The 14,163-nt window shown below is 47.2% G+C and carries 13 protein-coding genes; 7 read left to right on the forward strand and 6 right to left on the reverse strand.

Translation table 11 applies throughout. From position 1 onward, the window contains the following. Window positions 1-55: 55 nt before the first annotated feature. Window positions 56-1,534 (forward strand): T9SS type A sorting domain-containing protein, encoded by a 1,479-nt coding sequence (locus AC5JBY_RS05775; RefSeq protein WP_495903611.1) that lies wholly within the window; start codon window positions 56-58, stop codon window positions 1,532-1,534. 74 nt (window positions 1,535-1,608) lie between these two features. Here the strand turns inward: AC5JBY_RS05775 and AC5JBY_RS05780 are convergent, their stop codons facing one another. Then, complete coding sequence (locus AC5JBY_RS05780) at window positions 1,609-2,436, reverse strand: glycosyltransferase (RefSeq protein ID WP_495903612.1); 828 nt, start codon at window positions 2,434-2,436, stop codon at window positions 1,609-1,611. 336 nt (window positions 2,437-2,772) lie between these two features. Here AC5JBY_RS05780 and AC5JBY_RS05785 point away from each other — a divergent pair, with 336 nt between their 5' ends. Together AC5JBY_RS05785 and AC5JBY_RS05790 are read left to right on the forward strand one after the other, a co-directional pair. Beyond that, window positions 2,773-2,910, forward strand: coding sequence for a hypothetical protein (locus AC5JBY_RS05785; protein ID WP_495903613.1), 138 nt, complete (start codon window positions 2,773-2,775; stop codon window positions 2,908-2,910). Window positions 2,911-2,924: 14 nt separating this feature from the next. Further along, complete coding sequence (locus AC5JBY_RS05790) at window positions 2,925-3,173, forward strand: hypothetical protein (protein WP_495903614.1); 249 nt, start codon at window positions 2,925-2,927, stop codon at window positions 3,171-3,173. 88 nt (window positions 3,174-3,261) lie between these two features. Here the strand turns inward: AC5JBY_RS05790 and AC5JBY_RS05795 are convergent, their stop codons facing one another. Genes AC5JBY_RS05795 through AC5JBY_RS05810 form a run of 4 tightly spaced genes read right to left on the reverse strand, consistent with a single transcriptional unit; the run spans window position 3,262 to window position 7,327 of the window. Next, window positions 3,262-4,521, reverse strand: a complete 1,260-nt coding sequence (locus tag AC5JBY_RS05795; RefSeq protein ID WP_495903615.1) for a pyridoxal phosphate-dependent aminotransferase — start codon at window positions 4,519-4,521, stop codon at window positions 3,262-3,264. A 23-nt stretch (window positions 4,522-4,544) separates the two neighbouring features. Beyond that, window positions 4,545-5,831: an ArnT family glycosyltransferase gene (locus AC5JBY_RS05800; RefSeq protein WP_495903616.1), complete on the reverse strand. Its 1,287-nt coding sequence runs from the start codon at window positions 5,829-5,831 to the stop codon at window positions 4,545-4,547. A gap of 12 nt (window positions 5,832-5,843) precedes the next feature. After that, complete coding sequence (locus AC5JBY_RS05805) at window positions 5,844-6,587, reverse strand: class I SAM-dependent methyltransferase (protein WP_495903617.1); 744 nt, start codon at window positions 6,585-6,587, stop codon at window positions 5,844-5,846. Next, the gene (locus AC5JBY_RS05810; RefSeq protein WP_495903618.1) at window positions 6,584-7,327 is read right to left on the reverse strand and encodes a glycosyltransferase family 2 protein; all 744 of its coding nucleotides are present in this window, start codon (window positions 7,325-7,327) and stop codon (window positions 6,584-6,586) included. Before AC5JBY_RS05810 ends, AC5JBY_RS05805 begins: the two co-directional genes overlap by 4 nt. Window positions 7,328-7,676: 349 nt before the next feature. Here AC5JBY_RS05810 and AC5JBY_RS05815 point away from each other — a divergent pair, with 349 nt between their 5' ends. From AC5JBY_RS05815 to AC5JBY_RS05825, 3 genes are all read left to right on the forward strand, one after another. Then, entirely contained in the window at window positions 7,677-8,318 is a 642-nt protein-coding gene (locus AC5JBY_RS05815; protein ID WP_495903619.1) for a YceI family protein, read from the forward strand. 232 nt (window positions 8,319-8,550) lie between these two features. After that, window positions 8,551-9,990, forward strand: coding sequence for a DUF5106 domain-containing protein (locus tag AC5JBY_RS05820; RefSeq protein WP_495903620.1), 1,440 nt, complete (start codon window positions 8,551-8,553; stop codon window positions 9,988-9,990). A 7-nt stretch (window positions 9,991-9,997) separates the two neighbouring features. After that, on the forward strand, window positions 9,998-11,947 hold the full coding sequence (locus AC5JBY_RS05825) for a peptidylprolyl isomerase (RefSeq protein ID WP_495903621.1): 1,950 nt from the start codon (window positions 9,998-10,000) through the stop codon (window positions 11,945-11,947). Window positions 11,948-12,071: 124 nt separating this feature from the next. On the opposite strand, the gene metF is transcribed toward AC5JBY_RS05825, so the two are convergent. After that, window positions 12,072-13,025: a methylenetetrahydrofolate reductase [NAD(P)H] gene (gene metF / locus AC5JBY_RS05830; protein ID WP_495903622.1), complete on the reverse strand. Its 954-nt coding sequence runs from the start codon at window positions 13,023-13,025 to the stop codon at window positions 12,072-12,074. A gap of 267 nt (window positions 13,026-13,292) precedes the next feature. On the opposite strand from metF, the gene lptB reads away from it, so the two are divergent. Then, window positions 13,293-14,099, forward strand: coding sequence for an LPS export ABC transporter ATP-binding protein (gene lptB / locus AC5JBY_RS05835; protein ID WP_495903623.1), 807 nt, complete (start codon window positions 13,293-13,295; stop codon window positions 14,097-14,099). Window positions 14,100-14,163: the final 64 nt, after the last annotated feature.

Below are 14,163 nucleotides of genomic sequence, written 5' to 3' on the forward strand. Positions count from 1 at the left end.
TGCATTGCATCGATAAGAGCTTATTAATTAAAACCTGTAAAAAACTACCCTGCTTATGCTTCGGATTAGTAGCCGTGCTGTGCGCAGCACCCTGTTCCTTTTTGCCTTGTGTGTAATGACTGCCGACATGGCCCGTGCCCAGGATAATTGTACGAACCCTCCGGCTTATCCGGATTTTCCTGGCAACATGAAACAAAAAAAAGTAGCCAACGTCACCATTCCGGGTACCACCCAGATAAAAGGCTACATCGAAAACCTGCCCAACGATTACAGCGCGAATCCTACGAAAAAATATCCGGTGCTGATTTTCATACATGGTATCAACGAAACAGGCGATGGATCTTCTGCCTCGCTGTGTAAACTAGTGAGCAGCCCGTGGTGGTGGACACCTTCCGTTTTGCCCGAATTCACAGGCGGACCAGGATTCCCAACTTCAGTGACAGATCAGAACGGACAGACCTTTAAGTTTATCGTCATCAGTGCACAGTTGACAGATTTCGGAGGAAATGCCGGCAATACGATCAATAAACTGATCGATTACCTGATTGGCCGGTATCGTGTAGATGCCTCCAGAGTGTATTTGACAGGCTTGAGCGCTGGTGCCAACTTCATTCAATCGTATGTAACAGCCAGCGAAGCCAATGCAAGACGCATTGCAGCCATCACCCCTGTTGCCCCTTGCGACCTGCTTAGCAGTACAGGTGCCGCCAACGTAGCACGTGCCGGCCTGCCATATTGGACCTTCCAGTGTATCAATGATAATATGTGCAATGGGACCAATGCGCAGAATAATGCCAACCTCATCAATAGCCAGTCACCAACCGTTCCTGCAAAGCACACTACCTTCCCGGTGCCCGAACAGGCTTGTAATCCTTTTGCCCATGATGTTTGGGGCTATGCCTACAACCAGAACTTCAGACAAACGGTAAATGGCAGGAGTGTAAACAGCTATGAGTGGATGGTACAATACAGCCGTTCTTCCCTGCTGCCGGTAGCATTGGAAAATTATACAGTGACCCTGCGCGATGGAAAAGTGATCGTGCGCTGGACTACCTCTTCCGAAAGCAACAATGCCCGCTTCAATGTGGAGCGTTCAACCGATGGTCAGAAGTTTACAGAGGTGGCAACCATACCTGCTGCGGGCAACAACAATGGCAAAACATACGAGTGGGTTGATGAGCGCCCGCTGCCCAACCTCAGCTATTATCGTCTTACACAAACCGACTTGAATGGACGGCAGGAGTGGTTCCAGATCAAAAAAGTATTGAACCGTGCAACATTCGACCGTTCAATCATAATAGCACCCAATCCGTTCACGACCGAGCTCACAGCGTTTGTAAACGTGCCACAGACACAACACGTGACCATTACAATCACTGACCTCAGTGGCCGCGTGCTGAAAACTGTTAACGGCAAATACGCTCAGGGCGCTGCAGAGATCAATATCAAAACAACCGATCTGCCCAAAGGCTCCTATTTCCTCAAAGTACAGGGAGAGAACTTTGCGCAAACACAAAAGATCGTAAAGCAGTAATACACGCTAATCGACTACATAAAAGCATTGAGCCGCCTATCAGAGGCGGCTCAATGCTTTTATATATGTTACGCTTACTTGTTTGTAAAAACCAATTCCCTCACCGCCTTCTTATACCCTTCCATATCAATCACCGGCAACCTATACTCAAAACGTTCAGCTTCCGCCAAAGCCTTGTTCAGCACAAACCCTTTTTGATCCAGCGTATAAGCCCACTGTTGATCCTGTAAATGCCGCGCCAGGTATTCCTGCTCAGCCTGCCCAGGTGTAGGCACCATGATGGATTTCTTTTGTAGCGCTATTAAATCCATCACAGTAGTATAACCACAACGGCTGATCACAAGGTCTGCCGCACAGATCAACCCATGCAGCGAATTGGCCGGTGCATGATTGAGCACTGTACAATTGGTGGGCACAGCAGGCAAAGCAGTCGACGACGGAAGCCCGCGCACCAAAACTACTTTACCCTTATAGTCAGTAAGCTGTTCAAGCAGCAACCCTTCAAAAATACTGCGCTGCGGTTCGGGGCCAGAAAGAATAATGAGTAACCCGCCACCCCCACTTGTAGTGCATGCTTCAAGCCTCGACAAAGGACCGATATAACGCACAGGCAGGGTAGGCATTTCAGATGGGTGCGACAGCTCGCCCGATAAAGAAGGAGAACCCGCAATGTCAGGCACCCAGCACTGGCTGAACTGTTGAAGCCGGAGGTAGTTCCAGCGGCGCGTTAGCCCGTCAGCCCAGCGTCCTAAGCCCGTTTTGATCTGCAATTGATGCGTAATAAAAACGGTGGGGATGCCGGCAGCATACAGTCCAAAGCGGTTGTCGGAAATGATGAAATCGACCCGTTTTTCCTGCAAAAAAGCCTTCAACCAGCGCCTTTCCTCCTTGATCTTGGTCAAAATTTTGAAGGATTGGAGCATCAATCGGGCAAAAGTCGAACGGCGATTTTTACCATACCGGATACCATAGCCAGCTAAATGGGTATAGCCAACCCTGTCCGAAAATTCATAATTTAATAACTCCTTTTGTATTGAATTACAAGCAATAATGACTTCACATCCCAATAGAAGCAGCTCGCGGATCAGCGGAATACAGCGGGTGGTATGGCCCAGGCCCCAATCCAGGGGGCTCACCAGCACTAGGGGTTTATGTGTAGAACTGTTAAAATTTACAGATACCACCAGTCTTAAATAATAAATTTGTGTGTAAAATAGTTTAATTTAGTAAAGAACAGTATGAAGAAGATTAAATATCAATTGGTATTGCTGGCCATAGTGATGAGTGTGTTGATGACGGCCTGTAGCTCAGGTAAAGGTATGGGTTCATCAAAGAAGTGCGGATGTGGCCTCAACAAAGGTTTTGTAGGCTATTAATATCCTGATAGAAAATGAAAACGCCCAATCGCGATTTGCTTGTCCTGATGAAAGACGAAGGTCTTGACAAGGATGCTATGGAGAATGAACTGGAACAACTAAACCAGTTATTACTCTTTTTTGAGACCATGGATAATTTTTGCATGGCGCATGAGATATTTGATCTTAACAAGTATAAGATCATACACCAGCCCCATGTTATCCAGAAGGTGATCAATCAGCCTGAGCTGAAGCCGTTCGTTTTCATTTGCAATAAGAACTAATAGAAGTCCCACCACATAATTGAAAAAGGATGACTGAGTAAGTCATCCTTTTTTATTTCGATTAATCCCTTATCAACTTTTCAACCGGTTAACTTGTCAACTTCCCCAGCGCCACCCTCAACTGATCGATCATCGCCGGGATTTCCTCCACCTTGCACGTGCCAACACTCAAGCGATACCAGGGCGAAGAACGGTCAGCGCCAAAAGCATAGAAAGGAACAATAGCCAGCTTCGCCTCATTCAGCAGGTAGGCAGTCACAGCAGCCTGATCCTTCAACACACCGCCATCGGCAGTTTTCTTACCAGCCAGGTCGATCTTAATAGTCAGGTAGATCGCCGCCTGAGGAGTAATAGCATCAACCGCAAAGCCTTCCTTTTTCAACTGCTGAAGACCTTCATAAATACCACGCAGACGTGCTTCTACAGCAGCCTTGAAGGTCACCAGGTAAGCATCGATATCCTCGTTCATGTACAGGTACTTCGCTACGGCCTTTTGTTCAGCATTAGGTGCCCAGGCGCCCACATGACTTAAGATAGCCTTCATCTTGTCCATGATGATGCGCGGACCAAAAGCCCAGCCCACCCTTACGCCGGTAGCGGCAAACACCTTACTGATAGCATCGATATAAACAGTATAATCACGCATGGCTGGCCGCAGGTTCACCGGGTCGAAATGCCGGATAGAACCGAAAGTCAGTTGCCAGTACATTTGATCATACATTACGTACAACTTCTTCTCACCCTCACCGCGGCGTGCATTCTCTTCCAGCACCATGTCACAGATCGCTTCAAGGTCGGCCTTCGTGAAAGTAGTACCCGTTGGGTTTTGAGGAGAACACAGCGCCAGCAACGTAGCCCCATTAAGATGAGGACGGATATGTTCAACCGTAGGCATGAAGTTATTCTCGGCAGTGGCTTCCACCACCACGTGCTGAGCACCTATAAAATGCGTGTAATGATTATTATTCCAGGAAGGCACCGCGTAGATCACCTTATCACCGGCATCACAAATGGCCCTGAACAAAGAATAGATAAGCGGCCGGCCGCCGGAAGCAACCAATATTTCCGGCAAAGCATACTCCAGGTTTTCCCGCTTCTTCAGGAAAGCAGCAATCGCCTCCCGGAGATCGGTATTACCCTCACCAAGCGGATAATTGGTAAAATGTTTCCGGTAAGCATTGACGATCTCGTCTTCAAGCGCCTGTGGAATGGGGAAAATAGAAGGATCGAAGTCCCCTACCGTAAAATTGTAAATCTTTTCACCCTGGCTGATCTTTTCGCGGATTTCACCGCCTAATTTCACAATCTCCGAACCGATGAGCGTTTCGGACAAATGGCTAAGTTTCATACGCCAAAAATACAGAAACAACCCTAATCATACTTCTTCAAAATATTCAACACCTCCGCATCGATATGCGTAGCCGTATCACTCTGCGGTTTGCCAAAAAACTTCGTTTCATATTCATTCCTATACACCCCACTGGCCTGCTTTTGAGCAAAACGTTCCTTATTCAAACCTACATAGAGAGAGTAGGCAGCAGCAAATAAACCCAGCGCCAGGTAACCAGCCAGGTACAGCCGGCTCACACCCTTTATCAGCGGTTTGCTGTTGAAAGGCGTTTGCAACACCACCACTACCAGCAGAGGCAACACGGGCACCCAGAAGCGGGGGTCATAATAAGGCCAGTTCAGAATGATAACAGAATAAAACAACAAATACATCCGGATATAGAAAGGAATAGTACTCCGTTTGGAGAACGTATTATACATCACCCAGCCAAACAGGATTACACCCAGTGCCACAAACAAACCGGTACCGATAGAGCCCGGCAGATAACCCATCAGTTTGCTGGAGGGCGTATTGAAAAATACCTCGGTCAACTCGGTAAAGTGATTCTTCAGGTTCTCGCCTAAGAAATTACCCACGCCCTTTTCCAGTGGCCCTTTCAATAAGTTAGTATAATCAGTGATCTTCAGTTTGCTGGCCGAAAACACAACACCCCCGATACCCACTACCACAACACCGGCAATCAACAACTTATTCTTTTGCACCACACGCTTCAGCTGATCACGGTATTCCCACACGATGCCGAGCACCAGAGCAGGCAGCAGAGCAATACCCACTGTGCGCGTCAGGATGGTCAGAATGCAGAATACAAACGCCAGTCCCAGGTGCAGATAGCTTTTCTTTTGTGTGTACAGGTAGAAACAGTATAAGCTCGCACTGGAGAAGAAAATATATTGCATCTCCGACAGCGGATGCGTTACAAACTTGATCACAGTCCAGTTGAACAAAGCCAGCACGGCAAACAAGAACGGATGAACCTTACCCACAAAGATCTTGTACACAAAATACAACCCCGCAAAAACAAAGAGACAGTTCACGAAAGTGATACTGAAAGCATTCAGAACCCCCAGCTTCGACAACGTTATCAGCAATCCGGTATAGCCATATGGCAGATAGTCGGTAGCAGCAAAAGAATCGGGAGGACAACCATATTCGATACAATCCTTGATGTTATAGTAGCGGATAGAATCGAAATGGATATGCAGCGGCGTAAAACAACTCACCAGGTACACCACAGCCATACCAAACATCGCCAGCCTGAAAAGATTGCTCATCGTAACATTGATCGGAGAAAAAGAAGGTTGTACCATAGATACAATAATTTATAAGGGTTTGCGGCCAACAGCAATAGTAGATAAACCGATAGAATGAAAAGATAGAACGTCGGCAAGCTTAATGATCGGAAGCAGTTTGTCGAAAAGCAGCAATTGTTTGCGGGGAATAAGACGCTTGCGCAAAATACTACCATCGATAAACCAGCCGATAATACCTACGGCATTAAAGAACTGTTGATGCACAACAGTAAGCCCCGCAGCTTCCTCCAAAGCCCGTAAAGAACGCCTCGTATACCGCCTGTAATGACCCAGCTCCACGTCGAAAGAATTATACAACGATTGAAAAGCAGGCACCAGGATCACGAGATGCCCACCCGGTTTCAGAAGCTGTATACAGTTGTCAATAGCCTTCCTGTCATCCTCGATATGCTCCACAACATTCAGCGCTATCACCGTATCGAACTGATGCAGCAAATGGCCATGCTGCTGAGCAAGAACAGGGGTCGCCAGGTCAAGATGCTCTACACCGGCCAGGTTAGGATCATTGCCAAACTGCCGTTGCAACATTTCACAATATTCCGTACGTACATCACTGGCTGTAAGGCGGAACTTATTTTCAAGGAGCAGCCTGGAAATATTACCAATGCCACTCCCTACCTCCAGCACATGACCCTTACAATGCGGTCGTACCGTATCAAATAACCAGCGGTTAAAATGAGTAGCCGCTGCAAATCGTTCTAAAGTTTGTAAACCCGTCGGGTCAGTTTCATGGAAATGATCCGGTGCCGTCATCGGCTGAAGAGATTGTATTTAAGGATACAATAAATAGCCCGGAAACCATCCTTCCAGTTGATCTTCTTACCCTCGGCATAAGTACGGCCATAATAAGAAATACCAACTTCATAGATTCGCACATCCTTCACACGTGCGATCTTGGCAGTTACCTCAGGCTCAAAACCAAAACGCTTCTCTTTCAGTTGTATTTGTTGAATAACATGAGTGGGGAACAACTTATAACACGTTTCCATGTCTGTCAGGTTCAGATTGGTAAACATGTTTGAGGCCATCGTCAGCATCTTGTTACCGATAGAGTGCCAGAAGAACAAGATACGATGCGGGTTACCACCCAGGAACCGGGAGCCGAAAACCACATCGGCGTGGCCCTTCAATATAGGTTTGATAAGAACATTAAATTCTTCGGGATCATATTCCAGATCGGCATCCTGGATAACAGTATAATTACCGGTAGCTTTAGAAATGCCAGTGTGCAGAGCGGCGCCCTTGCCCTGGTTCACTTCATGCTTGAAATACTGAATATTCAAATGCGGATGTTCAGCCTTATACTTTAAAATAGCTTCCTCCGTATTATCCTTGGAACAATCATTAACAATAATGATCTCCTTCTGGATCTTATTCAATAATTCCACTTCATCGATCCGGTCCAGGATAAGGTGAATAGTGGCTCCCTCATTGTAGGCCGGAATTACGATGGAAAGCTTGTTAAAAGGCTGCATGTTGGTTGAAACGTTCATTTTAATTATGGTTATACAGATTAAAGCCAGCAATAGTCAAGGGGCACATCGAATATTGGGTACCTAAGTAGCGGAATTTCAAGGGTATCGGGAGAAAGAACAAGGAAGATGAAACATATTTGCAGCTGGTCGATCAAATACAGCCGCTGAATCGGGCTGCAAACTAATAATAACATGGCGCTTATGCAAGCGTTTGATTTTAAATATTCTCTATATAACAGACAAATCAATGCATTTGGGTAAAAAACAAGCCCTTGAGCTAAACCCCGGATTATTTTTTCCCGTATACCATTCCAATAGGTATAATAACTATCTTTAATGACGTTTAAACATTAAAACCCACTGCATTATGAAGAAATTTCTCCTTGCCGCCGTTGTGGTAGTAGCTACAGGCGCTGGATTGGTAGCATTTCGTCCTGCAAAGACAACCAACACCCCCGGCACCACTAAAAACCTGCCACTAAGAGCAGGCAAATGGAACCTCGACAAAGGCCACTCCAACGTGCGCTTCACCATCACCCACAATGTAGTGTCCCAAATGGATGGTTCATTCACCACCTTCGATGGCACCTTTGAAAATACAAAACCCGACTTTTCCGATTTCAAAGTGACATTCACTATCGAGACAGGTTCGATCAACACCTTTAACGAAAACAGAGACAAGCACCTCAAAAGCGCAGATTTCTTCGAAGCAGAAAAATATCCCCAGATAAAATTCGAAAGCACAGCATTCAAACCCGCTGGCGACAAGAAATTCAAACTGGAAGGCAACATGACCGTTAAGGACATCACCAAGCCCGTAGTATTTGATGTTACCTTCGGAGGCACCATCAATACACAACGTGGCGCCAGGGCCGGATTTAAAGCCACTACAGTGATCAACCGGTTCGATTATAACCTGAAATGGGACCGTGCTACAGAAGCCGGCGGACTCGTAGTAGGAAAAGACGTGGAAGTGACCATCAACGCAGAACTCACCGAAGCGAAATAATTAATATAAAACAGCTTCATCATAAAGGTGGGTCGGCCTCTAAGGCCGGCTCACCTTTGTTGTTTATAACATCTTTTTGCTTTCGAAGCAAGCGCATTGCCGGCTGCCGATTGCCCCATTGCCGGCTGCTGCGTAATAACCCCCTCAAAATCACGTTTTAGTAACTTAGGTGTCTATAACCACGAATTAACAAGATTTGCCTTTATTTTGAATAAATTTAGCGCCTCAGACCATGAAGAAAATAGTAACCCTGGCATGCTTGACAGTGATCGTACACCTGGCCAAAGCACAGACCGGCTATAACATCAATATCACCCTCAAGCCCTATAAGAACAGCTACGTATACCTCGGCTACCACTACGGAAAAATGAAAGCCCTGGCCGATTCCGTGTTGCTGGACGAGAACAGCAAAGGGACCTTCAAAGGCAAACAGCCGCTGCCCGGAGGAATCTACTTTGTAGTATCCCCCCGCAAAGAAATACTGTTCGAGCTGCTCATCGATAAACAACAACAATTCACCATTACGGCCGACAGCGCAGGACTGCCCAACAGTGTCGTCTTTACCGGTTCCCCCGATAATGCGGCCTTCCAGAACTATACCAGGTTTGCCAATACCACAGGCATGGCGCTGAACGAGGCCAACAAAGAATACAAAGCCGCCCACAATAATAAAGACTCTGCAGCCGTAACCGCCCGGATAAAAAGCCTGAGCGATAAAATGCAACGGCACCGCGATAGCCTTACCCAAAAACAGCCCAACGCTATCCTTTCAGCGCTCCTGCTGGCCATGAAAGAACCAGTAGTGCCACCGGCAGCCAAACACCCCAAAGGCAAATACGATTCCACCTATGCCTTCAACTATTTTAAATCTCATTTCTGGGACGACGTATCCTTTACCGACGAACGGCTCATCAGAACACCATTCTTCGAGTCCAAACTGGCAAAATATTACAAGGACCTCGTATCCCCCAATCCCGACTCCATTACCCGCGAAGTAGACCACATGCTCCTCTACTCCCGGTCCAATAAAGAAATGTACAAATACCTGCTGGTACACTTCGTGCAGAAATACGTTAACCCCGAATACATGGGGCAGGACGCCGTATTTGTACACCTCTTCGAAAAATACATCAACAACGGTCAGGCCGACTTCTTTACCGAACAGTACAAAGAGTTCATGACCAAAAGAGCCTATAGCCTCATGGCCAATCTCATCGGGCAGCCTGCCGCCAACCTGCAAATGGTAGACACCCTCGATAAGCCCATGCCACTCTACAACGTCAAAAGCGATATGGTGGTCATCTGCTTTTGGGACCCCACCTGCAGCCATTGCAAAGAAGTGGTACCGAAGGTCGACTCCATTTACAATGCCAAATGGAAAAAAGAAGGCGTTACCGTGTACGGCGTAATGGTAGATGGAGGCAAAGAACTCTGGCAGCAGTTCATCCGCGAAAAAGGATTGAAGAACTGGCTCCATGTATACCAACTACCTTCACAACACGATGCAGAAGCCAGCGCCGGCAAAGCAAGCTACCGGCAGCTGTACGATGTATACCAGACACCGATACTCTATTTGCTGGACAAAGACAAACGCATAGTCGCCAAGAAACTCAACTACCAGCAACTCGATGAAGTAATAAACCTTAAACTAAAAACCGCAAAATCCAACTGATCAGCATATGACATTCCTGCGAAAAGTAATAGTAGCCACACTATGCACAACCAGTGTGGCCGCAGCACATGCCCAAACCCTGTTCACCTATGGAACCCGCACGGTTTCCAAAGAAGAATTTCTGAAAGCCTATAATAAGAACAATACCGAAACCACACCAACAGCGCAATCCTACCGCGATTACCTCGACCTGTACACCAGGTTTAAAGTAAAAGTACAGGCCGCCATGGAGGCAAGGCTCGACACGCTGCCCAATCAGAAATCAGAACTGGCAGCCTTCCGCAACCAGGTGGTAGAAAGCTTCATGAACGATGAAGCCAGCATAAGCGTATTGGTCGAAGAAGCAATGGAGCGCAGCAAAAAAGACTTCCATGTTGCCCACATCTTCATAGCAGCCGGCCCATCAGCCACTGCCGAACAAGTGAAACAGGCACAAGCCAAAGCCAACGAAGCATACGCGCGCCTGCAAAGCGGCGATGATTTCACAAAAACGGCCTTGGCCTATTCAGAAGATCCTGCAGTAAACACGAACAAAGGCGACCTGGGATACATTACAGTATTCTCATTGCCCTATGCTATGGAAACCCTGGTATACAGCACGCCCGTTGGTAAGTACACAAGCCCGCTGCGTAGCAAAAATGGATACCACCTCTTTAAAGTGATCGCAGAGCGAAAAGCCATTGGCAAAATGAGAGCTGCACAGATACTCCTGGCCTTTACTCCCGACGCAACCGATGCCCAAAAACAGGCGGTTGCTAAAAGAGCCGATTCCATTTACAATGCTTTACAGAAAGGAGGCGACTTCAAACAGCTGGCAGCTACGTTTAGCGATGATAACCTCACCTTCCAGACAGGAGGCGAAATGATGACCTTTGGAGTAGGCAGGTATACACCGGCCTTTGAAAGTGCCGCCTTTGGTCTCAGTAAAGACGACGAAATAGCCCGCCCGGTATTGACGGAGTTTGGATACCACATTATAAAGCGGCTGCAACAAGTACCAATACCAGATGATAAGGCCAACAAACAATGGCAGGAAGAAACAAAACAACAGGTACTCCAAAGCGATCGCCTCGAAGTAGCCAAAAAGGTGTTGTACAAGAAGATACTACAGACTACCGGGTTCAAAAAACTACCGGTAAATGAGACGAGCCTGTCGACATTCACAAACAATACCATCCAAAGCAAGAAAGCCCCCTTACCGGCAGGCATTACCGCCAGCACACCGCTATTTACAATCGGTAAACAAACCTTCCGCGTAAAAGACTGGCAGGCTTATCTGGAAACGATACGTGGCATAGAAGACCTGCGCGCAGGTAAAACCAATGCACAACTCCTGGATCAGTTCATAGAACAGTCAGCCTTCGACTACTATCGCGAGCACCTCGAAACCTACAATAAAGATTTCGCTTACCAGCTCAATGAATTCAAAGAAGGCAACCTGCTATTCGAGATCATGCAGCGCAACATCTGGGACAAAGCGGCAGCCGATACCATAGGCCTGAAGAAACATTACGACGCCCACAAGAATAATTACTGGTGGGAAGCCAGTGCCGACGCCATCATAGTGACAGCAGCTACAGAAGCAGCAGCAGGAGATGCAAGAAAGAAACTGGAGGATGATTACCGCACCTGGAAAACGCTGATGGAATTGAGCGATGGCGCTATCCAGGCCGATTCAGGCCGGTTTGAGTTGGGGCAGATACCGGTGGTAGAACGTACTAACTTCCAACCTAAGCTCATTACGGCGCCAGTTAAAAATGAAACAGACAACAGCCGCACCTTTGCCTACATCATTAAGATATACAAAGACCGCGAGCCCCGCAGCTTTACCGATGCCCGCGGATTCGTGATCAACGATTACCAGGCAGCCCTCGAAGACCTGTGGATAGCACAACTAAAAAAGAAATACCCCGTCAAAGTCAACGACGCAGTTTTAAAGACATTGCCAATAAAATAAAAGATACTAAGCCATTAAAAGCAAGAGGGTCGACCTAAGTCGACCCTCTTGCTTTATGAATTGCCCGGTCCTTTAGGGCCGGGTTAAAAGATTCAACACCTCCACTGGGCTTTAGCCCAATTTATTAAACAATCTCCTTCACTGCATTCCAGATCACTTTCGGCTTACCCAATGTGTAATAGTGCAACACGGGCACATTAGCAGCCTTCAATTCCTTCGATTGCTTCAGCAGCCATTCCGTGCCGATCTGCTCAACATCAGCATCAGACTTAGCCTTCAGGATCTCATTACTGAGCTCAGTAGGAATATCTACGTGGAAAGTGCGGGGGATCACACTCAACTGCTTCTTATTAGTGATCGGCTTCAGACCTGGGATGATCGGAATATCGATACCCTCTTCCCGGCAGCGCTTCACAAAATCAAAATACTTCTGGTTGTCGAAGAACATCTGTGTAACGACATATTCAGCGCCGGCTTCAACCTTCGCCTTCAGGTACGACAGGTCGTTCTGTAAGTTGGGTGCCTCAAAATGCTTTTCAGGGTAACCAGCCACACCGATACAGAACTTAGTGCGAAAACCATCACGGATATCTTCTTCGAGGTAAATACCATTATTCAGGTTGGTCACCTGCTTCAGCAGGTCCAGCGCATAGCGGTTGCCGCCGGGCTCTGGTTCAAAAACAGTTTCATTCTTGGCGGCGTCACCACGAAGCACCAGCACATTGTCAACACCGATAAAGTTCAGGTCGATCAGGGCGTCTTCAGTCTCACGCTTGTTGAAACCACCGCAGATAAGGTGCGGTACGGCATCAACCCGGTAGTGGTTCATGATAGCAGCACAGATACCTACGGTACCCGGCCTTTTACGCACCTCTACCTTATCGAAAGTGCCATCAGCCTTTTTCTTGAACACATGCTCACTACGGTGATAAGTAACATTGATAAAAGAAGGCTTGAACTCCATGAGCGGATCCAGGTGATCGAAGATAGAATTGATGGTCTTGCCCTTCAGAGGAGGTAATATTTCAAACGAGATCAGCGGCTTGCTTGCCTGCCTGATGTGATCGATTACTTTCATGTAAAATTGTTATAACTGGGTCTATTTCAATAACTCTCAAATCATCAACCTGCTTAACAGAGCAGGTCATCATCCTAAACTGTCGATTGCTTCCGACTCCTGTCGGGATCGATTGCCGACCAAAACAGCGTGCAAACATAATCAACGAAACCCGGATGGCAAATACTTGTCAGCCAGACTGTTTAACATTATTTTGTCATCAAACCGGCTTTCCGCCCAAATCAAATGGATTAGTTCCGGTATTTTTGTCTTTAAACGTAATAACACGTGATCAGTGAAATTCATACCCGGGACCTCGTAAAGATATATCGCAACCGTACCGTTGTTAACCATGTCTCCGTCAGCGTAAAGCAAGGCGAGATTGTAGGGTTGCTGGGACCCAATGGGGCCGGAAAGACCACGAGTTTCTACATGGTAGTAGGCCTTATCAAGCCCGATGAAGGCAAGGTTTTCCTCGATACCGAAGAAATTACCCGCCTGCCCATGTACAAAAGAGCACAACTGGGCATTGGCTACCTGCCACAGGAAGCCTCCGTATTCCGTAAGCTCACGGTAGAACAGAACATCATGGCAGTATTGGAAATGACCAAACTGAAGAAAGCCCAGCAGAAAGAGAAACTCGAAGCCCTCCTCGATGAATTCCGCCTCCACCACGTCCGTAAAAACAATGGCGACAGCCTTAGTGGAGGAGAACGCCGCAGAACAGAAATAGCCCGTGCCCTCGCAGTTGACCCCAAGTTCATCCTCCTCGATGAGCCCTTTGCCGGCGTGGACCCTATCGCGGTAGAAGATATACAAACAGTAGTAGCGCGCCTTAAATACAGGAACATCGGTATCCTCATCACCGATCACAACGTAAACGAAACCCTTTCCATCTGCGACCGCGCCTACCTGCTCATAGATGGAAAAATATTCAAACATGGCACCGCCGAAGAGCTGGCCGAAGACGAACAGGTACGACGCCTGTACCTTGGCCGCAATTTTGAATTAAAGCGGAAAGATTATCTGCACGAAGAAGCCATGAAAGGTCAGCAAGCTTTGTCGGAGCTGAATCGTATAGAAGACATCGAATAACACATTAAAAAACAATGATAAACACGATAGTCACCACGTCGGGTATCCGACTGTCGTGATTATT

The organism is Paraflavitalea sp., assembly GCF_059502485.1.